16 protein-coding genes are annotated in these 24,853 nt (G+C 71.7%); 8 read left to right on the top strand and 8 right to left on the bottom strand.

Features of this window, described 5'->3' with window-relative positions; all coding sequences use genetic code 11:
• Nucleotides 1–13: 13 nt before the first annotated feature.
• From AWX74_RS30165 to AWX74_RS30150, 4 genes are read right to left on the bottom strand one after another with little or no spacing between them, the layout of a single operon-like run.
• Nucleotides 14–2,743: a PKD domain-containing protein gene (locus AWX74_RS30165; RefSeq protein WP_091283732.1), complete on the bottom strand. Its 2,730-nt coding sequence runs from the start codon at nucleotides 2,741–2,743 to the stop codon at nucleotides 14–16.
• A complete protein-coding gene (locus tag AWX74_RS30160; RefSeq protein WP_242666481.1) occupies nucleotides 2,743–5,715 on the bottom strand; it encodes a transglutaminase domain-containing protein in 2,973 nt (990 codons plus the stop codon). Before AWX74_RS30160 ends, AWX74_RS30165 begins: the two co-directional genes overlap by 1 nt.
• Nucleotides 5,712–6,884: a DUF58 domain-containing protein gene (locus tag AWX74_RS30155; RefSeq protein ID WP_091283730.1), complete on the bottom strand. Its 1,173-nt coding sequence runs from the start codon at nucleotides 6,882–6,884 to the stop codon at nucleotides 5,712–5,714. The genes AWX74_RS30160 and AWX74_RS30155 overlap by 4 nt, the downstream gene beginning before the upstream one ends.
• Before the next feature lie 15 nt (nucleotides 6,885–6,899).
• Entirely contained in the window at nucleotides 6,900–7,904 is a 1,005-nt protein-coding gene (locus AWX74_RS30150; RefSeq protein ID WP_054564474.1) for an AAA family ATPase, read from the bottom strand.
• 225 nt (nucleotides 7,905–8,129) lie between these two features.
• Between AWX74_RS30150 and AWX74_RS30145 the strand changes: the two genes are divergently transcribed.
• The 4 genes from AWX74_RS30145 (at nucleotide 8,130) to AWX74_RS40275 (ending at nucleotide 15,546) form a co-directional block, all read left to right on the top strand.
• Nucleotides 8,130–9,695: a fibronectin type III domain-containing protein gene (locus AWX74_RS30145; protein WP_091283728.1), complete on the top strand. Its 1,566-nt coding sequence runs from the start codon at nucleotides 8,130–8,132 to the stop codon at nucleotides 9,693–9,695.
• Between the two features lie 3 nt (nucleotides 9,696–9,698).
• Nucleotides 9,699–12,458 carry an Hsp70 family protein gene (locus AWX74_RS30140; RefSeq protein ID WP_091283726.1) on the top strand — a complete coding sequence of 920 codons (2,760 nt, stop codon included), beginning with the start codon at nucleotides 9,699–9,701 and terminating at the stop codon, nucleotides 12,456–12,458.
• 365 nt (nucleotides 12,459–12,823) lie between these two features.
• Nucleotides 12,824–14,050, top strand: coding sequence for a DUF3500 domain-containing protein (locus AWX74_RS30135; protein ID WP_165615833.1), 1,227 nt, complete (start codon nucleotides 12,824–12,826; stop codon nucleotides 14,048–14,050).
• Nucleotides 14,047–15,546 carry a nickel/cobalt transporter gene (locus tag AWX74_RS40275; protein WP_091283723.1) on the top strand — a complete coding sequence of 500 codons (1,500 nt, stop codon included), beginning with the start codon at nucleotides 14,047–14,049 and terminating at the stop codon, nucleotides 15,544–15,546. Before AWX74_RS30135 ends, AWX74_RS40275 begins: the two co-directional genes overlap by 4 nt.
• A 187-nt stretch (nucleotides 15,547–15,733) precedes the next feature.
• Here AWX74_RS40275 and AWX74_RS30125 read toward each other — a convergent pair whose 3' ends face one another.
• Nucleotides 15,734–17,092 (bottom strand): jacalin-like lectin, encoded by a 1,359-nt coding sequence (locus AWX74_RS30125; protein ID WP_091283720.1) that lies wholly within the window; start codon nucleotides 17,090–17,092, stop codon nucleotides 15,734–15,736.
• Between the two features lie 370 nt (nucleotides 17,093–17,462).
• Between AWX74_RS30125 and AWX74_RS30120 the strand changes: the two genes are divergently transcribed.
• Both AWX74_RS30120 and AWX74_RS30115 read left to right on the top strand, forming a co-directional pair.
• Nucleotides 17,463–18,119 (top strand): hypothetical protein, encoded by a 657-nt coding sequence (locus AWX74_RS30120; protein ID WP_091283717.1) that lies wholly within the window; start codon nucleotides 17,463–17,465, stop codon nucleotides 18,117–18,119.
• A 10-nt stretch (nucleotides 18,120–18,129) separates the two neighbouring features.
• Nucleotides 18,130–18,672, top strand: a complete 543-nt coding sequence (locus AWX74_RS30115) for a DinB family protein (RefSeq protein WP_207550444.1) — start codon at nucleotides 18,130–18,132, stop codon at nucleotides 18,670–18,672.
• Here AWX74_RS30115 and AWX74_RS30110 read toward each other — a convergent pair.
• From AWX74_RS30110 to AWX74_RS30100, 3 genes are all read right to left on the bottom strand, one after another.
• Complete coding sequence (locus AWX74_RS30110; RefSeq protein WP_091283713.1) at nucleotides 18,656–19,657, bottom strand: LLM class flavin-dependent oxidoreductase; 1,002 nt, start codon at nucleotides 19,655–19,657, stop codon at nucleotides 18,656–18,658. The genes AWX74_RS30115 and AWX74_RS30110 overlap by 17 nt on opposite strands.
• A 101-nt stretch (nucleotides 19,658–19,758) precedes the next feature.
• A complete protein-coding gene (locus AWX74_RS30105) occupies nucleotides 19,759–20,445 on the bottom strand; it encodes a VWA domain-containing protein (RefSeq protein ID WP_091283711.1) in 687 nt (228 codons plus the stop codon).
• 136 nt (nucleotides 20,446–20,581) lie between these two features.
• Nucleotides 20,582–21,649 carry an NAD(P)H-dependent amine dehydrogenase family protein gene (locus tag AWX74_RS30100; RefSeq protein ID WP_091283710.1) on the bottom strand — a complete coding sequence of 356 codons (1,068 nt, stop codon included), beginning with the start codon at nucleotides 21,647–21,649 and terminating at the stop codon, nucleotides 20,582–20,584.
• 1,300 nt (nucleotides 21,650–22,949) lie between these two features.
• Between AWX74_RS30100 and AWX74_RS30095 the strand changes: the two genes are divergently transcribed.
• Complete coding sequence (locus tag AWX74_RS30095; protein WP_242666480.1) at nucleotides 22,950–23,861, top strand: ribokinase; 912 nt, start codon at nucleotides 22,950–22,952, stop codon at nucleotides 23,859–23,861.
• Between the two features lie 211 nt (nucleotides 23,862–24,072).
• Nucleotides 24,073–24,762 (top strand): hypothetical protein, encoded by a 690-nt coding sequence (locus tag AWX74_RS39620; RefSeq protein ID WP_131799566.1) that lies wholly within the window; start codon nucleotides 24,073–24,075, stop codon nucleotides 24,760–24,762.
• The last annotated feature ends 91 nt before the right edge of the window (nucleotides 24,763–24,853 follow it).

The following is a 24,853-nucleotide window of genomic DNA, read 5'->3' as shown; positions in this document are numbered from 1 at the left end:
TATCCCCCGGGCGTCAGCAGCATTTGACGTAGATGCCGGTGGTCGCGGACTTCTCCCGACCCGATGCGTCACGTACGGTGACCGTGGCCGTCCAGCTGGTGCCCGGCGGGCCCTCCGTGTTGTAGGCGTGCCGCGGGGCCCGGGAGCTCGTGATCCATCCGGTGGAGCCGGTGCCGTCGCCGTAGTCGAAGTTGTACGAGACGGCGCCACTCGACGCCGACGCGTCGAGGACCGCGTAGATCGGGCCGTAAGGCGGCAGCGGCGAGCCGTCGTCCACCCAGCGCAGCGATGCCACCAGCGGGTCCACGAACGTCGCCGTCACGGAACGGTCGCCGCCGGAGAGCGTGACGGGGCAGCTCTGCGTGCCGGAGCAGTCACCGGACCAGCCGGTGAAGTCACCGCCGTCACCGGCCGCCATCAGGTCGACCCGCGTGCCGTCCGCGACGGAGATCGAGCAGGTGCCCGGGCAGGAGATACCACCGCCGGTGACCCGGCCCGGCCCGTTGGCCGTCACCGACAACGTCCGGTTCGGCGTCGGCTCGGCGAAGGTGGCGGTCACGCCGATGTCACTGCGGGTAGGGGTGACCGCGCAGGTGAGGCCTTGGGGGGTGCAGTCACCGGACCAGCCGACGAACGTCGCTCCGGAGTTGGGAACCGCGGTCAGCGTGACCGTATCGCTCTGGTCCCAGACTCCCGAGCACTCCCGTGCCCCCGCCACGAGGCACATCTGGCCTCGCGAATCCCTGACTCCGCCGGGCCCTTCGGGGGTGATGATCAGCGTGAAGGACGAATCCCGGACACCGATGGTGCGGGTGGTCTCGGCCGTGAGGCCGGCGGTGTCTGTCACCCGAACCCTGATCTGATAAGTCCCGGTGGTGAAGTACTTTTTGGCCTGCGGGTCCGACTGGGGTGCCCCGAATGTGCCGGTGAAGAAATCGAAGGCATAGCTGGCGATCCGCTCGCCGGGCACATTCGATTTCGAGGCGCTCGCGTCGGCGGTGACGTTGCCGGCGTACTCGGTCAGGGTGAGTTCGGCGGTGGGCCGTTCCGACCTCTGAGTCGTCTGGGACGGGGTCGGCCCGGTTGATGTGGTGGTCGGGTCGGGTTGGCCTGACCGGCTCGATGTCGGGTCCGGCCCTGGGGTCGGGTCCGGCCCGGGCGTCGGTGTCGGTGTCGGATCCGGCCGCGGGATGCCGGCGACGACGGTGATCCGGGCCGTGGGGGCGGCCTGCCGGCCGTCGGCGAGGGTGACCCGTGCCGTGATGGTGAACTGCCCCGCCTTCGACCAGCTGTGCGAGACCTGGACGCCGCCGTCGGCGGAACCGTCGCCGAACTCCCAACGCACGGCACCGATCCGTGTGCGGTCGGTCGCCACAGCCCGCATCGTCACCTGCTCGCCGATGGCGGCCCGATCCGTCGACAGCTCGATCGCGACCGCCCCGGTGGTGCCGGGGGTCGAGGGGCTCGGGGTCGAGGGTCTGGGGGTCGGCGCGGTGGTGGGCGCATTGGTCGGCGGAGTGGTCGACGACCCGGATCCGCCCGGCCCGGAGGACGGGCCCGCTGCGCCGCCGCCGGGGACGAGCCCGGCGTCGGGCCGCTCCGGGTCGTACTTCTGGATCTCCACCGTGGTCCCGTCGAGGCGGATCACCCCGGCCCGCTCGCTGGCAGGGTCGTTGTAGAACACGAACGACCCGCTCGGAACGAGCTCGAAGACCGTCTCGTCCCCGCCGGCCAGCACCTCGGGGCGGGCCACCACCCGGCCGCTGGCCAGGTCGACCACCGCGACCTCGCCGGTCGTGTAGTCGGGGACGAACACCCGGCCGGCCGCCTCCTGTGCCGGGCCCAGACGATGGCGGGCGGCACCGAGATCCACCGCCCGGTTGCAGGACCTCCGGTCCAGGTCGCTCACCAGCAGCACACCGCGATCACCGGACACGGCGTACACCCGGTCCTGTGTCGGCGAGCCGGTCACCGCCACCTCGTCGCCCTGGCGGACGTCCAGGCAGGTCGCCGGCCCGGGCACGCCGTCGTTGCCCACCGGGCGGACGGTCCGCGCCGCGGCGTCCACCACCGCGACCCGCCTGCCGGCCAGCACGAGGGTGGCCGCGGCGGGGTCGGCGCCGGACGGCTTCGGGTGCTTGCCGGAGTCATCGACACGGATCAGGTCACCGGAGTCACTGTCGATGAGCCACAGCAGCCCGGCACCGTCGACCAGCGCGGCACCCTCGCGGACCCGGGCGCCGAGTGACTGCTCGGGTCCGCGGACCCGCAGCGTCGCCGGGTCCGCGACTGTCACCAGCCCAGCGGTCGCGCTGACGGCGTAGAGGGCCGACCTGCCGGGGAACAGGGCGAGCGGCTCGCCGGCCCGCCCGAGCGGCGCGGGCGCCGTGGTCTTGCGGTACGTCGCGCCGTCGATGCGGGTCACGCTGTTCGCGGTGGCGTTGGCGACGAACGCGTCCGCGCCGGAGCGGGCCGCGGACAGTTCCCCACGCCCCACCGCGACCTGCGTCACCACGTGGGCGGACGCCCCGTCGGTCAGCGCGGAGGCGCCGTCGAGCAGGGCTGCCTGGCCGACCGCCGAGGACACCAGCCAGGTGGTGCCGTCATCAAGGGCGACCGTGCGGGCCTTCGGTCCGTCGGCGGCCGTGACGACCACCGCGGCGGTGCCGAGCAGGATGGCGCACAGCGCCCACCAGACTGCGGGTATGCGGACCACCGGCGGCCAGCCGCCCGTTCTGCTCATCAGCGGCGACGTCGTGGCAGCAGTGGCACCGGGCTGAGCGTCGCGGTGACCCAGCGCCGGACGCCGTCACTGCGGCGCAGTTCGCGACTCGCCGCCGCGGTGAGCTCCCAGGCCCGGCGCGCATCGGTGTCGTCCGGCTCGGTCGCGCCGAACAGGGCGGTGCCGACCAGCGGGGCCAGCAGCGCGAGCTGGTCGCCGACCAGCGGACCGCGCCGCGCGGCGGCCAGGTCGGCGACCTGGTCCGCGGACAGTGACAGGGAGCGGGCCAGTCCGCGTTCGGCGAGGCGGTCACGGACCTCGCGCCAGGCACCGGCCACCCGTGCCGCGGGTGGCCCGGACCGCGCCCGGCGACGGCGGCGCCGGGCCTTCTCCCCCACGATCCCGGCCGGGATGGCGACGGCCACCACGAGCAGCACCAGCAGCAGCACCCACCACAGGCTGCTGGCGCCGGATCCGCCGCCGGTGGCGCCGAGGTCCGCGGACCGGTCGAGCTCCGGGCGGACGACGGCGTCCGCCGCCTGGGCCTCGGGGGCCTGCGCCGCGCCGTCACCGCCGGTCGGGTCGTCGGGGTCGGGCGGGGGAAGCCGATCCTTGAGTTTGGAGATGTCGGTGGGGTCGAAGGCGACCCAGCCGATTCCCTCGAGGGCGACCTCCGGCCAGGCGAACGCCTGACGGGACGTCACGGTGAACTCTCCCGCCTGTGACGAGGTGCGCCCATCCAGCAGATACCCGACGGCGATCCGGCTCGGCAGGCTCTCGATCCTGGCCAGCAGCACGAACGCGGTCACGAACTGCTCGACGTAGCCGTGATGGTCGGCCTTCACGCCACCTGGATCAAGGAACCTCTTCAGCGCGCCGAGGGAGTGGCCGGGACGGGCGTCGAGGTCGACCGGGAACATCGTGGAGTTGTTCAGGTAGGCGGTGAGCGAGGTGATCTTGCCGAACGCGGTGGTCTCGGTGCCCACCGCGTCCGCGGCGGCGTAGGTGATCTCGTCCGGGATGTTGGCGGGCAGCGCCAGGTAGGGGGCTATCTCCGTGCCGCGGGCGACGCCGGCGTCCGGAAGTCTGGGGTCGTCCGCGACAGGTACCTGGGCGGTGAGCACGTACCGGTCGCCGGCCCGCAGCGGGTCCGTCGCGGCCAGCGACCCGGAGCTGGGCTGGTACGCGTAGCTGACGGTGGCGTCACGGATGCCGGTCGGCTGGCCGAGCGTGGGCAGGAAGGGGCCGCCCGGGGCCTGGGCGGTGACGTCCATCTGGATCTCGCGGCCGGTCGTGGTCACCGGGGTGTCGTCCGTACCGAGAACGCTGCCGGTACGGACGAAGACGCTGTCGTCCCGCCAGGTCGCTCCGTCGAAGTCCGTGAGCACCGCGGTGCGGATCCGGTCGGTGACGACCTTCCCGTCGTTACTCGGCAGCCGCACCGTGAACAGCTTCCGCTCGGCGCCGCCGCGTGCGGACTTGACCTGGACGAGCGGGTTGAGCGTCGAGGTGATGTCGACGGGCGGATGCCGATGGTCGCGCGGGTCGAACCTGTCGTTCCCCTCGGCGATCGGCGACAGGACGGCGAGGCCGGTGCCGAGCGCCGCCATGAGCGCCACCGCCGGGATCCCGACGGCCAACTGGCCGGCCCGCGGCCGGCGCCAGGACGGAGCCCCGGCCAGCGACCGGGACCGCGGTCCGGACTGCGACCGTCCACGGCCTGGCCGGCTGGTCGGAGCACTCCCGTCACTGCCCGCCTGGTCCGCCTCGCCCGGGGCCCCGGCGCCTCCTGGAGCGCCCGGGCCTCCCGTACCGTCCTCTGTCAGGCCTACCGCGACCGCGGCGATCCGGCCCCGGCCGGGCAGCTGGGCCGCGCGCACCACGGCGAGCGCCAGCCCGACGACGGCGATCAGCCCGGTGAGCACGAACAGCGAGCGGCCACGGCTGGCGACCAGCAGCAACGCGACGACGTAGCCGAGCAGCGGCGGAAGGAGCGGGGCAAGCACCGCCTCGGCACGCACAACCAGCACCGCCGTGCTGAACGCCGCCAGCCACACCAGGAGCACGGGCAGCAACAGCAGATCGCCGTCGGGGGCGGCCGGCAGGCCGACGGTGAGCAGCCGCGCCCAGCCGTCCCGGGCCGCGGCACCGAAGTCGGTGACGACCGACGCCCCGTCCGTGAGCCGGCCCGCGAACAGTACGAGGACGCCGAAGACGAGCGCGCCGGCCACCCCGGCCAGGCCGACCAGCGGCGCCGGCCGCAGGCGCGCGCCGGCCAGGCAGCCCAGTGCCGCGGCGCAGGCCGCCGCCGCAACCAGTTCGAGGGCGGCGCGCCCGGCCGGGCCGCCGGCGAAAAGCCCGGCGAACGCGAGCCCGACCAGGGCGGTGAGGACCCCGGCGAGAACGACCTGGGCCGGCCGGAAGGACCTGACGGCCGGCGGCGGCGGACGGAAGGTGGTCCGCCGGGCAGGGCGTGGGCGACGCAGGCGCAGCCCCCGCCGCGCCGGGCCGCCCGATCCGGATTCCTCCGACGCGCCCTGCTCCGGCGGGACCGGTGGGACCGGCCGATCACCCGGTGGGCCGGGCCGGGCAGGCCGCGCGGCTGGAGCCGGAGGCGCAGACCCGGCCGGCGGCTCGTAGGGAGCGGGCGCCCCGTAGGGAGCCGGTGGAGCGTACGGAGCCGGTGGGGCCGGTGGGGCGAACGGAGCCGGCGGGAACGCTGGCGGCGGGGCCGATGGCGCGGACCCGGCGGCCGGCCGGGTGGGCGGCGAAGCAGCCGGCCGCGGGCGCTGCGCCGGCGGAGGGGCCTGTGCCGGCCGTGGGCTCCGCGGGGGCGAAGGCGTCTGCGGTTGGCGGGGCAGTGGTCGGGGTGCGCGGGCCGGCTGTGGCGGTGGCGCGGGAGGCAGATTGAGCACCGGGAGTGGCTGGGTCGTCTCGGCTGGTGAGGGTTCGCCCCGCCGCCGGCCCGGTGGCGGCGTCTCCTGGCCGCTCACCGCCGGACCCAGGAGTTCCAGACCGCGGCGAAGTCGTCGCTGGTCCGCACGTTCACCGTGAGCGCCCCGCGGACGGGTAGCCCCGGGCGCCCGTGCTCCTCCCCGACGCACACCACGCTCGCCATCGCGAACCGCGACCGCACGGCGGACACGGCGCCGAGCCTGGCGCCGGGCGGCTGACCGGTGACCACGCCGAGGACCATGCCGTCCTCACCGGGCGTCATCCGGGTCAGTTCGGCGAGCCCCGGGTCGTCGTCGGCGGGCCCCACCGCGGCGAGAAGGTCAAGCAGGCCGGCCACATCGCGGCTGCTCTCGGCGGCACCACGCCGCCCGCCGGTGGTCCACAGCTCCACCGGGAAGCCGTGCTGGGCGCCGGACACCGCCAGCGACGCGGCGACCCGCACCGCGTCCTCGAAGTAGTCGCCCGCGTAGGGGGCGGCGCTGGTGTCGAGCACCACCGTCATCCGCGGTTCGTTGGGAACGACGTTGTGCCGGACCATCATCTTTCCGGTGCGTGCGGTGGACCGCCAGTGGATCAGCCGCAGGTCGTCTCCGCGGACGTACTCGCGCAGGCTGTGGAACGCGACGCCGCCCAGCGGCGAGGTCGCGCTGGTCGGGCCGTCCATGTCCGGCGAGCCGCCGGTCGGCAGCGGGTCCACCGTGTGGATGCGGGGATGCACCCGCAAGGTGGAACGGTCCGGGAAGGCCCGCCCGACGTGCAGCAGGCGCAACGGGTCGGTGTGCCCGACGACGAGCGGGCCGACCTCGAACACCCCGCGTCGGTCCGTCGGCAGCGGGTACGCAGCCTGGAACCGGGCGCCGGGCGCGAGGCTGGGCAGCGCCACGGCCACGGTCTGCTCCCCCACCGTCTCGGCCGCCAGGATCGGCGGGCTGCGCCGTCGCGCCGCGTTGGTGACGGTGACCAGGGCCCGGGCGCCGTCGCCCTGGAACACGCTGGGTGGATGGATCTCCCGGATCAGGGTCACGTCCGGTGTCACCGTCATCCAGCCAGCGGCGCACAGCAGCGCCACCCCGGCCACCAGGCCGAGGGCGAGCAGCTCCGGGTAGTCCAGCACCAGCCCGGCCGCGATGAGCACGGCGGTGGCCGCCGCCATCGCGACACCGGACCCGGTGATCCGCGTACTGCCCGTTGCCTGTGAGGACCCCATCGGTTCCCTGCCGGGCTAGTAGGAGGACACGCGCTGGTCGGGAACCGGCATCGAGGTCATGATCGCGCCGAGCAGGCTCTCGCTCGTCGCCCCGGACAGTTCCGCCTCGGGCCGCAGCAGCATCCGGTGCCCCAGCACGTAGGGGGCGAGGGCCTGCACGTCCTCGGGCTTGACGAACGACCGCCCGGCGGCCGCGGCGTGGGCCTGGGCAGCGACCGCGAGGGCCATCCCGCCGCGGGGGCTGACGCCGAGGCGCAGCTCACCGATCCGCCGGGTCTCCGAGACGATCATCACGATGTAGCCGAGCAGGGCCGGCGCGAGGTGGATCCGGCGCACGATCTGCGTCATCCGCTGGACGTCCGCGATGCTCACCACCGGCGACAGGGACCGGGGGGTCACCCCGCGGGCACCGTTGGCGAGGATCTCCACCTCGGCCTCGTACCGCGGGTAGCCGATGTGCAGGCGCGCCATGAACCGGTCGATCTGCGCCTCGGGCAGGTCGTACGTCCCGCCGTGCTCGACGGGGTTCTGGGTGGCGATCACGATGAACGGCCGGGGCACCTCGTACGGGATGCTGTCCGTGGTGGTGACCTGGCGTTCCTCCATCACCTCCAGCAGCGCGGACTGCGTCTTGGGCGAGGCCCGGTTGATCTCGTCGGCCAGGACGACGTTGCCGAACACCGCGCCCGGCTGGAACTCGAACTCCCGGCTCTCGGCGTTCCAGATCTGTACCCCGGTGACATCGGTCGGCAGCAGGTCGGGGGTGAACTGGATGCGGCGCATCAGGCCGCCCTCGATCGAGCTCGCGATGGCCTTCGCCAGCGAGGTCTTGCCGACTCCGGGGACGTCGTCGATCAGGATGTGCCCTTCGGCGGCCAGGCACACCAGCGCAAGCCTGATGACCTCCGGCTTCCCCCGGACGAAACGCCCGATGTTGCCGTGCAGTGCTTCGAAGCACTCGCGGAACCAGGTCACCTCGGCGTCTCCCGCCGCGGCGCCGGCCGCCGGGGGGCTGGTCATGAGCCGCTCCGAACGATCACGCGGCGAACGCTAGGGGAGGTCGAGCACCCCGGTAAACGGCCTCGCGGTTGTGGTCCCGAAAGGGCAGCACACCCCGCCCTGGCGGGCGATCTCCGTATACCTGCGGGCAGGCGACGTCCCGCGCCGGCCCCGCTGGCCGCACCGGCCGTACCGTGCGGGACGTCACCGGTGCGGAGCACACCGTACGGACGCGGGCGGAGCGTGATGGATCCGGTTGTGGAACTGCGGGACCGCCGGCTTCAGGTCCGTCCCGGGGAGACCGTGCAGACATCCGCGACGGTGCACAACGCCACCGATGTCATCGCCCAGTACACGTTCGAGGTCCTCGGCCCGGCCGCTGCCTGGGCCGAGGTCGTCCCTCCGACGGTCTCCGTCGTGCGCAACGGGCGGAACACCGTCCAGATCCGGTTCCGGCCGCCGGTCGGGCCGGTGGGGAACGTGCCGTTCGCGCTGCGCTGCGTCTCCCAGGACCATCCCGACAGCGCGGCGGTCGACGAGGGTGAGCTGGTCGTCGGGGCGATTCACGACATCGTTCCCACGGTTACCCCGACCATCTCGCGCGGTCGCTGGACCGGCCGGTGGACGGCGCGGTTCGAGAACCGGGGCACGGTCGCGGCCCGGCTGCGGGTGACGGCGTCCGACAAGCGCCGCGAGCTCGGATTCGCCCTCGCCCCGCACGAGATCGTCGTCGATCCCGGCCAGACCGGCGAGGTCTACCTGAAGGCGCGGGCCAGCGTGCCGACGCTGCTCGGCACCGTCACCCCCCGGCCGGTGCAGCTGACCTACACCAGGGCCACCGGCCCGGACGAGAAGGCGGACGAGGGAACCGTCGAGCTCGTGTTCGAGCAGGTCCCCGTGCTCTCACGGGCCGTCGCCGCGGTCGGCGCGCTGGCACTCGTCGGCGGTGCCGCGGCCGTCCTCCTGCTGGCCCGGGCCGCGCCGAGCGACAAGCTCGCCTCGGACAAGGTCGCCCGGCCGGACCAGCCCACCGGGCTGACCGCCGAGACCGCCGGCGCCGGCGCGATCAGCCTGAACTGGTCGGCGGTGCCCAGCGCGGAGAACTACCTGCTCTACAAGCTGGTCGATGCGGACCCGGACGGAGCCGCCAACGAACTCCATCCGGTCAAGGCCCCTCTGACCGCGCACACCTGGGAAGGGCTGGCAGCCGGGGCCCACACCTGCTTCCGCCTCGTCGCCTCCAACGAGGGCGGGGAATCCAAGGCGTCCGAGACGGTGTGCCAGGACGCGGGGGCCAGCCCGGCCACGCCGGAGCCGACCGGCTCGTCGACCCCACCGACGACGCCCACACCCGACCCGAACGTCACCGCCACCACTCCCACCGACCCGGGTGGGAAAACCGGGCAGGGACGTGAGCCTCAGGGTTTCTACGTCGTGCTCGGCAGCTTCTGGAAGGACGACAAGGCGGAGCAGGCCGCTCAGAAGCCACTCCTGCGCAAGACGGAGATCGACCGGGCGCTCGGCGTCACGACGGTGCTGGCCGACGCGGACGCCTCGAAGCGCCTGGGCAGCCAGTTCCCCGGGCAGGTCATCATCTACCTCGACGGGCAGTTCGCCTCCTGGGAAGAAGCCGACGCCTACTGCACGGAGAAGAAGGCCAGCGGGCTGCTCGGCCGGGACCCGGTCTGTTTCGCTCCGCTGGAGGCCGGCGGCGCCACCGTGCGTCCCGTGCCGTCACCCACCCCGGCAGGCAACGGACTGCCGACGGGGACGCCCAGCGCGCGGCAGACCTCGCTTGTGTTGGGCCGGTAGCCGATGGCCTACGCACTGGGCATCGACGTCGGCACGACCTTCACCGCCGCCGCGGTCTGGCGTGACAACAGGGCGGAGACGGTCGGCCTCGGCGACCATTCCCCGGTCATCCCCAGCGTGCTCTTCCGGCGGGAGGACGGGCTGATGCTCGTCGGCGCGGCCGCCGAGGCGCGGGCCGTGACCGAGCCCGACCGGGTCGCCCGCGCGTTCAAGCGCCGGCTCGGTGACGACGTGCCGATCTGGCTCGGCGACACGAAGGTCGACGCGACCGACCTCACCGCCGACATGATCCGCTACGTCGTCTCCAAGGTCACCGAGCGGGAATCCCAGGCTCCGGCACACGTGACGTTGGCCTGCCCCGCGACCTGGTCCGCGCACCGCCGGGGCCTGCTGGAACAGGCCGCCAGTCGCGCCGGGCTCGGCGGGCGCGGGGACGTGGGCCTGCTCGACGAGCCGACCGCGGCCGCGGTCTGGTACGCGGCACAGCCGGACCGGCAGCTCGGCCCCGGCGAACTGCTCGCCGTCTACGACTTCGGCGGCGGCACCTTCGACGCCACCGTGCTGCGGCGGACCGCCGACGGCTTCGACCTGTGCGGGGCTCCCGGCGGCGAGGACAGCATCGGCGGGGCCGATGTCGACGACGCCGTCCTCGAGCACGTCGCCCGAGCCGTCGGCCCGGGCTGGTACGAGCTGGACGTTGCCGACCCGACGACAGCGCGGGCAATGGCCGCCGTGGCCGCCGCCGCGGTGACGGCCAAGGAACTGCTCTCCGACGACACCCGGGCCGAGATCCCGGTCATCCTGCCCGGGGTGAACAGGGTCGTCCCGATCACGCGGGACGACCTGGAGGACTCGGTGCGGGTCCTGATCCTGCGCACCGTCGACGCGTTGCACAGGACCATAGCCGCGGCCGGGTTCCGGGAGACCGACCTCACCCAGGTGCTGCTCGTCGGCGGGTCGAGCCGCATTCCGATGATCGGCCGGCTGCTGGCGGACCACCTCGGGGTGACCGTCACGGCCGATGCGCACCCGAAGCTGGCTGTCTGCCTCGGTGCGGCGATCTCCGCGGGCGCCCGGCTGGCCGCGGCCTCCGTCCCGGATCAGGCGGCAGCGCCGCGCCGAGACCGCGTGACACCAGGCTGGCACGACGGCGGCTGGCACGACGGCAGCTGGCACGACGGCGCCGAACTCTCCCGCACCGCCCCGCCGGACGAACTCTCCCGCGCCGCCCCACCGGACGAACTCTCCCGCGCCGCCCCACCGGACGACGTCCCCGTGAAATCCACGAGTACGACGACGGGCGGGTGGAGCAGGACCGGTCCCGGTAGCCAGGTTGATCCCCCGGGGGAACAGGAGGCCCGCCGGGCCGCCGACCTGATCGCCCCGGTACACGGCGGCCCGGCACCCGCCGAGGCCGCGCCCGCGGCGGTGAGCCTGCGGGTCGATCTCGACCGGGCTGGTCTCACCGCCGCGACCGACCAGCTGCTGCGCCCCGCCGCGAGCGTCCCGCGACGGGTCCCGCTCGCCGATCGGGACGCGCCGCTGGTGGTGCGGACCGCGGGCGACAGCGACTACCGAAAGGCCGGCCGACGTGGCGCGGTCGTGTACGCCGCCGTCGCGGCAGTGGTGCTCCTGGTCGCCGTCATCGTCGGGATCGGCATCGGCCTGGGCGGTGGTACGGGCGATCCCAACCTGGCCGGCGGCGCCCCGCCGTTCACCAGGCAGGGAACCACCGGCGCCGGCACGGCCCTTCCGGCCACCGAACAGATCGCCCGGCTGACCGGTGGCCCGTTGGCGGGAGCGGGCCCGGGCCCGGGCTCGGGCACAGGTGTCGGCACAGGCGGACAGGCAGGCGGCGCCGCGCGCGGAATCGCCCCGCGGCCGGGCGGCGGCTGGGTCGCGGTGGGGAGCGAGATCGGCTCAGGCTCGACGGACGAGACGCCCGCCGCCTGGTGGACCGCCGACGGGGCAACCTGGCAGCGCGCCGCGACTGCCGGCTCGGGCGGTGGCGTCACCGGCGGCCTGGGTGCCGTGACCGCGACGTCCGATGGCACCCGGCTGGTCGCGGTCGGCTGGGACGACAGCGCCGCGGGCGTGTTCACCGCCACGGCCTGGACCTCCACGGACGGGCGAAGCTGGCAGCCGGCCTCGGTCGAGCGGGCGTCGAACGCCACCTTGCGCGACGTGGTGGCCGTCCCCGGTGGCCTGCTGGCCGTCGGCCAGGATCTGGCTCTCGACCGTGAGGGCGACGGCACCGTATGGACGTCGTCCGACGGCACGTCGTGGAGACGGCTGACCGTCACCGGCGTCGACGGGTTGGGCGTCCAGAGCCTCGACCGGGTTGCCCGGCTTGCCGATGGCAGCCTGCTCGCGGTGGGCCGGGAACCATCCGGGGCTGGCTCGGTCAGCCGGGTCCGGCGTTCGACGGACGGCGGGGCGGCCTGGGCCGCCGTCGAGACGGATCTTCCTGACGGGGCCGAGGTCACCGGCCTGGCGGCACTCCCCGGCGGACGGCTCGTCGGCACCGGCTCCACACCGGCCGCGGGGCACCGCGAGCCTCGCATCTGGGTGACCGACGCCGGTGCGCGGCGATGGACGCCGCAGGAGCCAGTCATCGCCGGGGGCACCGGAGGCACCGCGGGCGCCGCGCGCGCCGAGGTGGACCTGCTCGGGGTGGTCGCGCCCGGGGCGGTCCTCGCGACCGGCACAGTCGCCGGCTCGACGCCGGCATCGTGGACGATCGACCTCGACCAGCCCCGCTGAGCGCGCCCGGCGCGGGTTCCCCGGTTGCCGTGCCCACCTCACGCTTCCGCCAACATTCATCCGGTCACGCTGCGTCCATATCGGGTCCGACGCCGACCGGAAACCCACAGAGTATTCACAGCTACGATCACCCCATCTCGCGCAGATTCATCGGCGACGTCGGGCCGGGGCACTCACCTGTGCATCGGATATGAGTTCTCCGGAGATGCCCTGACATTCCGCTAGCATTTGGCGATGCCGGTCACCGGGGAGAGCCCGCGAGGACCGCGACGCAGCTTTTTCGAGGTGGGAAGGTGCCCCAGATTCTGATCCGTCCAGCCATCGGCGACCGGCCGCGCCGGCCACTGCGACGAGCAGTGGCAACCGTGGGAGCCGTTGCGGCCCTGCTCATCCCGTCCGCCTGCTCGTCGTCCGACGGGTCCGCGGACCCGTCGGCCACAACGGCCGCGACGGCGCCTGCCGGGGAGTCGGTGACGCCCGAGGTCACCGCCGCGGCAAAAGAATTCCTCGCCACGCTGGACGACTCGAAGAAGGACACGGTCTCGTTCGAGTGGAGCGACGACGAGCAGAAGAAGAAATGGTCGAACTTCCCGGCCGCGCTCTACTCGCGGTCGGGTCTTCGCTGGGGTGACATGAGCGAAACCCAGCAGAACGCCTGGCTGAAAATCATGAAGGTCTCGCTGAGCACCGAGGGCTACAACCGCGTCCTGAGCGAATGGGACGCGGACGAGGCACTCGCGAAGCAGACCGGCCAGACGGACCAGTACGGCAAGCAGTACTACTACCTGGCCGTGATCGGCACCCCTTCGGACAGCAGCCCCTGGATGTGGCAGTGGGGCGGGCACCATGTGACCGTCAACGCCACCATCGCCTCCGGCGTCGTGTCGGTGACCCCGAGTTTCATCGGTGACCAGCCGGCCTCCTACACCGACGCCGACGGAAAGACCGTACGCCCGCTCGGCGACATCGAGGACGAGGCCTTCGCCCTGGTCGACTCGCTCGACGACGACCAGAAAAAGGCCGCCGTGCTCGGCGAAACGCCGATCGACCTCGTTCTCGGCCCCGGCGAGGACGGCAGGACGATCGCCGCGGAAGGGCTTGCCCTGTCCGAGCTGAACAGCGACCAGCAGGCCGCCGCGCTGAAGGTGATCGGCCACTACACCGGGCTGGTCGACGACACGGATGCCGCCACCCGGATGAACGAGGTCCAGTCCGTGCTCGACCAGACCTACCTGGCCTGGTACGGACCAACCACCAAGGGCAGCGCCGCCTATTTCCGCTTCAGCGGCCCGAACCTCGTCATCGAATACTCGCCACAAGGGGGAATGGCCGGCGTGCCGGGGGCCGGCGGCGGCCTGCCCGGCGGCGGGACCCCGCCGAGCGGCGCCCCGCAGAACGGTGGAACACCGCCGAGCGGAGCTCCGCAGAACGGCACCGGCCTGCCGAACGGCGGGACCCCGCCCAGCGGCGCCACTCAGAACGGTGGCGCGGCCGGCCAGAGCGGAGGGCAGACCTCCGGAGCGTCGACGAACCACATCCACGGCGTCTACCGCGACCCGAGCAACGAATACGGCGCGAAGTACACGTCATGAGCCCCGCGGCCGGTGGCCATCCCGCCCGGAGGGCACTGGCCCGACTGACTGTGCTGGGCCTGCTGATCGGCGCCGGTGTGGCGGGGCTCGCCGCACCGGCGTCGGCACATCCCACCGACGAGATCGTCCAGCAGCTCTACGTGACGCCGGAGCGGTCCGGGCTGGCCGTCGAGCTCGACATCACCGCGGGTGTGCTCGTCGGCGCCGCGTACGTCCAGCAGCTCGACAGCGATGGCGACGGCACGATCGGCCCGGCGGAAGGCGACGCGCTGGCGGAGGCCGTCCGCGCCGGCCTGTCCGTCCAGGTCGACACGGCGGCAGTCGAGCTCAGGCAGGTCGACGTCCGCGTCCCCGAGGCGGAGCTGCTCGCCGCGGGAGTCGGCACGATCCAGCTTTTCTGGGCCGCGGATCTGCCGGCGGGCTCCCGCGGCCTGCGTATCCACGATTCCTACGATCCCGGTGCGGTGCCCAAGGTCCAGATGAGCGTGCTCGTCGGCGCCGACGCGGTGCCGGTCGGAGCCATCCGGCACACCGACGGCGGGCGCACGATCAGCGCCGCGCTCAACGAGGCCGCGACCGCGGCCGGCGACAGCGGCTCGGGGACCTCCACCGACGAACGCGACGGGCGCGGCGGGCCGGGCGGGCCGGGCGGGCCGGGCGGGCCGGGCGGGCCGGGCGGCGCGACGATGATCGAGGGTCTGCGCCGCCCACTGACCAGTCCGTGGGCGCTGGTGAGCCTGCTGGGCGCCTGCGTGCTGCTGGGTGCGCTGCACGCGCTCACCCCCGGCCACGGGAAGGCACTGCTGGCGTCCTATCTGGTCGGCGAGTCGGGAACCGGCCGGCACGCGGTCGGCCTCGGCGTGGCCATCACGTTCACGCATACGGCCGCTGTCCTCGCCCTGGGCGTCGCGGTCCTGGCCGCGGGCAATCACTTCGTTCCCGGGGCGGTCGTGCCCGCGCTGACGGTCGCGGCCGGGCTGTCGGTACTCGCGCTCGGCGCCCGCCTCGTCCGCCGCCGCTGGCAGTCCAGCCTCGCTCCCGTCACCGCCACGCACGACCACTCGCACGGGCAGGACCACCACCCCGCCCACGCGCACGGACACGTGCACGGACACGCGCACACGCACTCCCACGGGCGCGGGGACGGAAATGGCGCGGCGGGGTGGGCCGGCGGTCCGCGCGGGGTGTTGGCGATGGGCTTCTCCGCAGGTCTCATCCCCTGCCCGGAGGCGTTGAGCGTGATGCTCCTCGCCGCCGGGCTTCACCGCGCGGCGCTCGGCATCGTGATGATCATCGCGTTCAGTGTGGGCCTGGCCGGGGTACTCGTCGGGATCGGGCTTGCGCTTGTCAGGAGCGCGCCCCTGCTGGCCCGCGTCACCGACCGCGTCCCGGCCCGCCTCGGTCGAGCGGTCCCGCTCCTGTCCGCGCTGGTGGTGTCGGCGCTGGGTGCGGTCATGGCGGTCACCGGGGCGACCCAGCTCGCCGGCGCCATCTGACCTTCGCGACCAGCGCTACCACCGTGAACCGCGGCGCCTGGTACTTCTACAGCTGGCCGCAGCTCCCCAGCCGACGGAAACAATCCCGATGACGGAATTTCTGGACAACTCCCCGCCAACGGCAGGGCCGGGACGGTGGAAACCGTCCCGGCCCTGTTTTTTCATGCGTGGTGGTTCCGGACCGCGCTCAGCGCTGGGTGTAGAAGACCCCGATCTTGTCGTTCTCGGTGGCGGCACGGCCGTGGAATCCGGCGATCTGCCAGCCGGACGGCGCCGTGTACGTGACGCAGGTGGACGTCGTGGCCCCACCGGCGAGGGTGCGCCCGAGGTTGGTGGTGAACCTGGTGTAGAAGACCCGGGTGCTGCTGTCCTTCACGCCCGAGCACAGGTAGACGGACGTCAGGTACTCACCGCTGCCCAGGGTCAGCGACTGGGCGGTTCCGCCGGTACCACCGTGGTTCAGTGTGGTGCCGTTCGTCAGGGTGAGGCCGATCTGGTCGACCCGGGAGCCGGAACGCAGCCTGACGGTGCTGACCGCCGCTCCGGCCGGAATGGCGTTGACGTCGGTGTAGGCCGTGCCACCGGAACCACCGAACTGGTCGCTGGCCTGGTAGGCGCTGTTACGGGTCCAGCTGAAGTCGACGGCGATCGGGAAGTGGTCGGAAAGCATGACGCCGGCGGAGTTCAGGAAGTCGGCGTTGCGGTTGGCGTAGCCGGTGGCGTTGAGGGTGACGAAGCTGCTGCTGCGGTACAGGACCTTGTCGACGACCTCGCAGGTGTCGGTGGGCGCGGCCTCGTCGCAGACCAGTGCGGTGCTGCCGGTCGCGGGTGCGACCCCGCCGCGCTCCAGCTTCACCCAGGCGTCGGTCAGTCCGTTCGCCGCGGCGAAGGCGGCGATGGTGTCGCCGGTGCGGGTGTAGCGGGCGTTGGTGTCACCCATCACCACCACGGCGTTACCGGCCGAATGCGACGAGATGTACGAGGCCAGCTGGCTCAGGTTCGAGGCCCGCGCGCTGGTGTCCGCGCTGGTGGTCCCGGCGTCCGCGTGCAGGTTGTAGAAGTCGACGTAGACGCCCTCGCCGAGGCGGATCCGCTTGAGGGTGAAGCCCTTCGGCGTCAGGCAGTCGGCGCCGTCGAAGGTGCTGCAGTCATCCCAGCTCACCCGGTCGAGGTCGCTGTAGCTGACCTTCGAGAGGGTGTTGAGCCCGCTGCCGAACGGGACGCCGCCGCTGGTCGGCGTCCGGTACGCGTGGGTGGTGTCGCCGTCGTAGAGGTAGGCGTGGTAGTTGAAGTCCTCCTGCACCTGGACGATGTCGTAGGGGCCGAGGCGCTGGCCGATGGTGGTCGTGCTCTCCGCGCGCGGGGTCTCCGCGCTGGAAAGCGCTTCGGGCAGGCCGGCGATGTTGTAGGTCAGGACGGAGAAGGAGCCTCCGGCCGGTGAGGCGGCGTTCGCGGCCGGACTGGCCACAGCTGCGGCACCGATCGCGAGTGGCAGGGCCAGGGCAGCCGCGAGCAGGGCACGGCTCGGGCGGGAAAACAAACGCATCAGTTCTCCGCATCGGCAGATGTCGGACGGAATCCGGCGTCGGAAAACTATGGCCCCCGTTACAGAACGGTCAACGGTCCACAATCGAAACAATCAGGCAACAATTGACAACCCGCCAGCGGCGATACCACACGAACCAGCACCCAGACCTGACGGACGTACTCGTCGAACTCGGGGCACCCGGCGACGGTGAACGGCATTCCGCTTTCGACCTCTATACGCGTTCACCCCGTCACGCTACGCTCATATCACGAGCTCGCCTGTTCCACACTCGCCGCCCCCGGCTCCGGACGGTGCCACCCCCAGGGGCAGGCAGTGGCCGGCAGGAGGAGCTGCAATGGGATGTTGCTGCGGAGGCGGGAGCGAGCCGGTGAAGAATCTGTCCGCCCCTGCCCTTGCCCTGCTACTGCTGCTCGCGCTGAGCGCGAGCGGGATCTCGGCCGGCGACTCCACCGCCACGCGCCCGGCGTCCGGGTCGGTGCACAGCCGGCAACCACAGCCGTCCGGTGAGAGCGGCGAGGCCGCCGAGCCCGGCGAGGGCAGGATCGCCGAGGAGGCGGGTCGCACCGACGAGATCCGGAAGATCGAGCGGATCGAGAACAGGTTCCGGCGGAACCATCTCGGCACCCAGAGCCGATTCCAGGCCGAGACGGACGGCTGCGCGGCGCATTCCTACGGCGAGGTCCACGTCTTCTTCCTGCAGCAGCCGTGTTCCGCGCTGAGCCGGGCGCAGTTCACGATCATCGACGGCAGGGGAAACATCGCACTGGTCGCCGTCTCCTGGGTGAAGATGCCCGATCTTGACAGTGCCCGGGCTTTCCAGGAACTGGTCGACGACGCCCAGGGCACGGGGAACATCACCGAACTCTCGCGAGAGGTGGGCCCCTACCAGGCCGTCGCGTACAGCGGCGACGCCTACGGGTCACGCCGCCGCGGCCTCGTCGTCACGAGCGCGCAGGCCGAACCGGTCACTCTCGGCTGGGCAGGAATCCCACTCGCCACGGTCGCCGCCGACGCCGTCCGCTGATCGGCCATCATTGCTCGGTATGGAGCTGTGGGGTGCGGCGCTGTACGGGGATCCTTGTGGCGACTGCCAGTTCGACTGGCGGATCGACATGGTGCACGCCGTCGTGCTGGTAGCGGCGTCACCAGCCGAGGTCGACCGACGCTCCAGGGACGCGGTCGGCGATGAGCGGCTGTCCGCCGAGGCGTGGAGCGTCGCCGAGTACGTCAGCCACATGGCCGACAACCTGCGGAACTGGGCCGAGCGGGTCCAGGGAGCGCGCCTGGCCGGCGTCACCGACATCGCGGGGTACGACCCGGATGAGCTGGCCCGTGCCCGCCGGTACGACAGCGTTCCGCTGGCGGCGGCCCGGTGGGCCCTCGGGATCAGCGCGCCCGCCTGGGTTGACGTCATGCGCGCCGCGCTCGCCGAGGGCGTCGTCGTCCGCCACGCGACGCGCGGTGAGCAGCAGGCGGCCGACATCGTGCGGAACAACGCCCATGATGTGTGGCATCACCTGTGGGATATCGACCGTGTTCTCGGCCAGAGCGCCGCCGGGGTCAGTCGCCCGGGGTAGGTGCGGCGAGGCCGGCTGCCTTGGCGGTCAGTTCCACGGAGCGCAGGCGCTGGGCGATCGTCGGGGACTGGTGGGCGACGATGAGCTCGTCGGCGTCGGCGTGGGTGGTGAACCAGTCGAGGTACGCGCCGACCGTGTCCGGGGTGCCGGCGGCGGTGTACTTCATCATCTGGACGAGCTGCTGCCCCTGCGGTGCTGCGAGGATCTCGTCCGCCTCGGCATCGGTGAAGGTCTGGCCGCGGCCGAGCAGCCAGCTGACCCGCTGGCGGCGGATCGTGCGCTGCTGGTCCTGTGCGTCGTCCGCGGTGTCCGCGGCGATGACGTTGACGCCTGCGATGACGTACGGCTGGTCGAGCTGCGCCGACGGCTGGAACAGGCGGCGGTAGAGGGCGACCGCGTCCTGCAGGGCGTTCGGGGCGAAATGCGATGCGAACCCGTAGGGCAGCCCGAGCGCCGCCGCGAGCCGGGCCCCGAACAGCGACGACCCGAGGATGTACAACGGGACGTTCGTGCCCTTGCCGGGGGTGGCGTCGACGCCGGGGATGAGCGACCGGCCGGCCAGGTAGCCCTGAAGCTCCTGGACGTCCTGCGGGAACCGCTCGGCCGAGCGGTCGTCCCGGCGCAGGGCGTACATCGTCTGCTGGTCGCTGCCGGGGGCCCGGCCCAGGCCCAGGTCGATGCGACCGGGGTGCAGCGTCGCGAGCGTGCCGAACTGCTCGGCGATGGTGAGCGGCGAGTGGTTCGGCAGCATGACACCGCCGGAGCCGAGCCGGACGGTGCTCGTGTTCGCCGCGACATGCGCGATGAGCACGCTGGTCGCGGACGACGCGATCCGCGGCATGTTGTGGTGCTCGGCGTACCAGATCCGCTGGTAGCCGAGGGACTCGGCCAGGCGCGCGAGCGCGACGCTGCCTTCGAGGCTCTGCTGCGCGGTCTCGTCGACGCCGATCGTCGCCAGGTCGAGGATGGAGAGCGGTACTGTCACCGGTTGAGCCCTTCGTCATCGGCGTCATCACCGCCGTCGCGGTCGCCGCCGTCACCTCCGTCGCCGGGGCATGCCCTTCAGGCAGCCCGACAGGTGCAACGTCAGGTGAGCAGGCCGGCCTTCCTGGCCTCGTCGAGCCACTGCGGGTACTCCGCCAGCAGGAGATCGAAGACCTGCCGGTCGTCGAGGGCTTCGATGTCGTCCGGCTCGACGAAGTGCGCGTTGTCCACTGGACGTCCACGCAGGTCGTCGAGGCGGCGCAGGAAGTCGAAGGGGCCCTCCCCCACACCGAGGAACTTGTAGAAGATGTTCCGCTGCGACGCGGTGACAAGCTCCTGTCTGGCGGCGGTCCGGCTGTCCGGCGCGCCGTCGGTGACGAACAGCACGTATACCGGCAGCCCGTCGGCCGGAAAGTGCTCGCGGACGAGCGTCATCGCGGCGGCGTAGTCCGTCCGGCCCATGCGCCGGCCGGTGCGCAGCCGGTCGATTCCCCCGGCGTAGTCCGCGAGGGTGAGCTCGCCGGCGTGGACGGCGCCGGTGTCGAAGATGAACACGTCGATGGCGCCGTCGTCGTCGAACTGGGTCGCGAGGGCCAGGGCCCGTTCGGCGATCCGCTGGACGACGCCCTTGACGTACAGGGCCCGCATCGATCCACTGTGGTCGACGCACAGCGCGACCTTCGCGCGGGCGGTGTCCAATGCCTGTGCCGACAGCCGAGAACGAGCCTCCTTGACCAGACTGAGCAGCTCAGGGGCCTGGGCCTCGATCTTCTCCAGCGATATCGGCATGGGCCACACGCTATCGGGCCGCTCCTGGGCGGCCGGCCGATCAGCCGGGCGGAGCGGCCCGGTCGCGGTGGGGCCAGCCGGGTAACGCGGGTCAGCCGGTTCAGCCAGCTGAACTGGATCAGCCAGATGAGCTGGGTCAGCGCTTGACGACCAGCTGGGAGGCGACGGTCGGCAGGTCCGCGTAGGTGACGATGCCCGGCCGCGCGGCGACCACGGCGGGAATCGCGTTGACCACCGGCAGAGCTGTGATCATCGAGCCCATGGCGCTGATGTCGTCCATGGTGAGGTTGGTGAGGTCGGCGGGGAGGACCTCGACCCGCAGGTTGATCTGCGGAGTGCCGCGGACCTCCATCAGGTAGGCCATCGCGATGTCCCAGGCTGGTTCGATGTCGGCGGCGACGGTCCAGCGGACCTGCGCCTCCACCAGGTCGGTGCCGGCCACCGAGCCGATCCAGCGCGCGTCGATCCCGGCGACGCTGCCGGCCCGCACCGTGCGGCCGGGGACGTCGGCGTCGGTGGTCGCGTGGGCGAACTCGACCTCGCAGCGGATGTCGTCCAGCTCCAGGCCGAGCTGGTGGGCGATCGACTCGACGGCGTCACCGAACACCGCGGTGGCCTTGCGGATCTCGTCGGCATGGCCGGGGTCGCCGGCGGGGCGGCCCCAGCCGAGCTCGTTCTGGTTCGCGTCGCCGGCCCACAGCCCGATGTTGAACGACTCGGTGACCCGGATGTAGTTGACCTCCCGGCATGGGCCGGTCGCGACCGCGGCGAGGTAGTCGGCGAAGCCCGGGTTGATACCGCTGCCGAACAGGCTGGCGTTGCCGGCGCGCGCGGCCTCGTCGAGCGCGGCCCGGCTCTCGGCACCGTAGGCTCGGCCGGTGATGAAGCCCGCGCTGGAGACGACGTTGATACCGGCCCGCAGCAGCCGGGTCAGGTGCTCGACGTCCGGGTACAGCGGCATGTAGATCACACAGTCGGGACGTAAGGCGATCAGCGCCTCGACATCGTCGGTCGCGGTGACACCGAGGTCACGGTCGAGGCCTGCCAGCTGACCTGCGTCCTTTCCGACCTTCTCCTTGCTGAACGCGAACAGCCCGACCAGCTCGAGCAGTCCAGGACGCTCGATGATCGCCTTGATCGACTCCTTCGCGACGTTTCCCGTCGTCCATTGCACGACGCGCACCGGCCGGGTCGCCTCAGTCATTGTTCTTCCTCAGGTACGAAGTTGTAAGGAACCGTGCGCACACACGGACAAGGCCGCCAGTTCATCGTGGGCGCGAGTGAAAGTGAATTTTCGTTGGGCACTTGCTCAGCTTTGCTGCGAGCTTTCTAACACACCTTTCTCCGACCCGGCAAGGTACCTCGTTTACTGCGCGGGGCGGGGGCCGGCCGCTTGGGGCCTGCCGTCGACCACGGAACACCCGCCACGGCCGCGGGACGCAGGACGCAGGACGCGGCCACCCGACCACAGTCGCGGATGCCGGTCGCGGGCGTCAGGCGGCTGCGGAACGGCTGGCACCCCGTGCCCCGTGCGCGCGGCCGGCTATGGGGCCGATGTCGGCTATAGGCTCGCGGACCGGGCGAGGCGGGCGGCCGGCCTGGTCGACCTTCCGGAGCTTTCTGACAGTCGCGGTCAGCTTGCAGCGTTCGCATGGCTGTCGCGTATCCACGGATAGAGGGCTCCTTGTGACCTCGCACCTGAGCTTCTTGACATCCATATTGACACAGATTTCGCAAGCCTTCGGGAAGCGCATTCTGGATCAGATACTGCTAGCTCTTTACGTCGGTTCTGGGGCGCTCCCGGAGCTTGGCAGAACCGGGGTTTTGCTCGCCGATCGACGCATGGGCGCCGCTGGAGTCACCGAAAGCGCTGGTCACGGGTGGCAGTTCGAGTTTCATCGGCTACCCTCGCGCCACTTCGGGCCACTTCGGGCCGGCGATGTCGGACGAGCGAGTGGTCCACCGCGGGGCTTTGACACCATGCGGCAGCCCACGATCCGCGACAGATTCATTCAACATCTTGATCTGATCCCCGTTTCAGACACCAATGTCACTCTCGTTGCGCGGACCGCGCTCGGCAGCAGGCGCGGATGGCTGGTGAACGGCGGGCCGCCCAACCGCTGCAGGGTCGGGCCGCCGGGGACTCCACTCCGCCACAAGCACCGGCAATTCACACTAATAGTGACAAACAGGCCGACGGAGTTGCTTGATAATCCGCAAGAAGTGCGGATTTCGGCTGTTGCAGCAGCCAGAATCCTCACTTCTTGCTCAGGAGCAGTGGTGGCAGCTGAAGGCGGAGGGGTGGCTGATCATGATCCATCCCGGCACCGGGGCACGCGGCCGGTAGCGGCGTGCGGCCTCTTCGGCGACATGGTCGGGTAGCGTCGGCCAGCGGCTGGAAGGCATCCGGCAGGCGCAGGCACGCCAGCCCCGCGCTCGGCGGGCCCACCTGTGCCTCAGACGTGAGGGTCCGGAGGCGGGGAGGCGTGCTGAGCAGAGTTGTGGTGGTCGGCTCGGTCAATATGGACGTGCTGACCCGATGCGTGCGCATGCCCAGGCCCGGCGAGACCGTCCCGGGACGCTCGGTGAGTCTTCTGCCGGGCGGGAAGGGCGCGAACCAGGCGGTCGCGGCACGCCGGGCGGGTGCGGCGACGTCCATGGTGGGTGCCGTCGGTGACGACGACTTCGGGCGGATACTGCGCGATTTCCTGGATTCCGAGCATCTGGACCTCGGCCGGCTGGCTGCCGTCCCGGGGGCGTCCGGTACCGCGGTTATTCTCGTCGACGGGTCGGGCGAGAATGCCATCACCATTGTTCCGGGTGCGAATGATCGGGTGCTGCCGAATTCGCTCGACGGCATCCCTCTCACCCCGGGCGATATCCTGCTGTTGCAGGGCGAGATTCCCGAGGCAACGAACATTGCGGCGATTGCCCGGGCCAGGGAAGCCGGTGCGGTAACGGTGCTGAACCTCGCCCCGTATCGGCCGACGCCGCCTGACGTGCTGCGCGACGTCGATTATCTGGTCGTGAACGAGACCGAGTTCGCCAATGTCACCGGGGTCGGGGCGGACCCGGCGGCGGCGATGACGTCCGATCGGGTGGAGGGGCTGCTGGCTGACGGCGCGGGGGTGGCGCCCAACGTCGTCGTCACCCTCGGCGCCGAGGGCCTGTTGGCCCGGCTCGACGGCACTGTCCTACGGGTGCCCGGCTTTCCGGTGACGGCGGTCGACACCACCGGCGCGGGCGACTGCTTCTGCGGCGCGTTCGGCGCGGCCCTGGCGCGGAGCGAGGAGCCTGAGCAGGCGCTGCGGTACGCCAGCGCCGCGGCCGCCCTGTCGGTACGCAGCCACGGGGCCGGGCCCTCGATGCCCACCGATGCAGCCATCAACCATTTCCTCGGCTCACCGGCCCGGTAGCCGAGGGCTGCGGCCTGTCGAGAAACGAACCAAACGCGGCCGTGCGACGCCCCGGGCAGGCCAGCGGACACGTACCTGCGGCTGACATGCCCGCCAGGTCACGCTCCTTGATCGGAAGGGCAGTGCTTCATAGGCTGTCGGGCGGCGTGATGAAGACCGGGTCAACAGCATCATGTCTCTGTATTGGCCTGGTCGATGAACCGGGGGTGGCGTGACAGACAACGGGGGAAGCGGCGATGGCGGTGACCGTCGCCTGCGGCTTGGCCTGGAGATTGCAGGCCTTGTTGTCGCCGTTATCGGCGTAATCGTCGGAATCAGGGCGTACCAGAACGGGAGTCCACAGGCATCGCCTCCCGGCGGGCCGGCCACGGTGGGAACCACCGCGAGCCCAGATATCACCGACCTGCGCAGCGGCGGCGGCCAAACGCAGGGCGCTCTGCCACCCTACCTTTCTCCTTCGTATTCCGCACTTCTGGGCGTGCCGACCTACGCGCCGCCCACGGAGGCCGGACCGGAGCTTCTGAGCGTTCCCGAGTCCTTTCTCGGCCGGTGGCAGGGCGTAGTTTCATCGGCCAGCTCGAGATCTCCCGTAAATATCACGATCTCCGGCGGCCGACTGGGCACGACGGTGGGCAGCGCCGACTATCCGAAGTTGCAGGCCGCCGACGGTTCACCCTGCGTCAAGACCCTGACTCTCCTTGCGGCTTCACCAGACCGGCTCGAAGTATCGGAGGAGCTCAGGGACTCCCCCTACTGTTCCGACTACAGTTTTCTGTCAAACAACATCATCATATCCCGGTCCGGATCGACGCTTTCAGCCAAGTGGTACACTGGCGGATTCGCCCCCACGGGGAAGGCAGTCAGAGAAGCCGTCATACAGAAGGTCGATTCATTCTCGTAGCCGAGTGACAGCCGCCACGCCCAGGAGGCAGCGACAGCGCAGCAGCGAGAGGATCGCTAAAATCCGACCAGCTTTCGCACTGCAGGTGCAG

It is taken from the genome of Parafrankia irregularis (genome assembly GCF_001536285.1).
Classification (GTDB): domain Bacteria; phylum Actinomycetota; class Actinomycetes; order Frankiales; family Frankiaceae; genus Parafrankia; species Parafrankia irregularis.
Note: the sequence above shows the minus strand (reverse complement) of the source record. Positions and strands in the feature narration are given on the sequence as shown.

What these genes read in the sequence shown, in the direction of transcription:
- AWX74_RS30125 (WP_091283720.1), bottom strand. Translation starts at nt 17,092, where the DNA reads ATGCGTTTGTTTTCCCGCCCGAGCCGTGCCCTGCTCGCGGCTGCCCTG.
- AWX74_RS30150 (WP_054564474.1), bottom strand. Translation starts at nt 7,904, where the DNA reads ATGACCAGCCCCCCGGCGGCCGGCGCCGCGGCGGGAGACGCCGAGGTG.
- AWX74_RS40275 (WP_091283723.1), top strand. Translation starts at nt 14,047, where the DNA reads ATGAGCCCCGCGGCCGGTGGCCATCCCGCCCGGAGGGCACTGGCCCGA.
- AWX74_RS30155 (WP_091283730.1), bottom strand. Translation starts at nt 6,884, where the DNA reads ATGGGGTCCTCACAGGCAACGGGCAGTACGCGGATCACCGGGTCCGGT.
- AWX74_RS30145 (WP_091283728.1), top strand. Translation starts at nt 8,130, where the DNA reads ATGGATCCGGTTGTGGAACTGCGGGACCGCCGGCTTCAGGTCCGTCCC.
- AWX74_RS30100 (WP_091283710.1), bottom strand. Translation starts at nt 21,649, where the DNA reads ATGACTGAGGCGACCCGGCCGGTGCGCGTCGTGCAATGGACGACGGGA.
- AWX74_RS30105 (WP_091283711.1), bottom strand. Translation starts at nt 20,445, where the DNA reads ATGCCGATATCGCTGGAGAAGATCGAGGCCCAGGCCCCTGAGCTGCTC.
- AWX74_RS30165 (WP_091283732.1), bottom strand. Translation starts at nt 2,743, where the DNA reads ATGAGCAGAACGGGCGGCTGGCCGCCGGTGGTCCGCATACCCGCAGTC.
- AWX74_RS30140 (WP_091283726.1), top strand. Translation starts at nt 9,699, where the DNA reads ATGGCCTACGCACTGGGCATCGACGTCGGCACGACCTTCACCGCCGCC.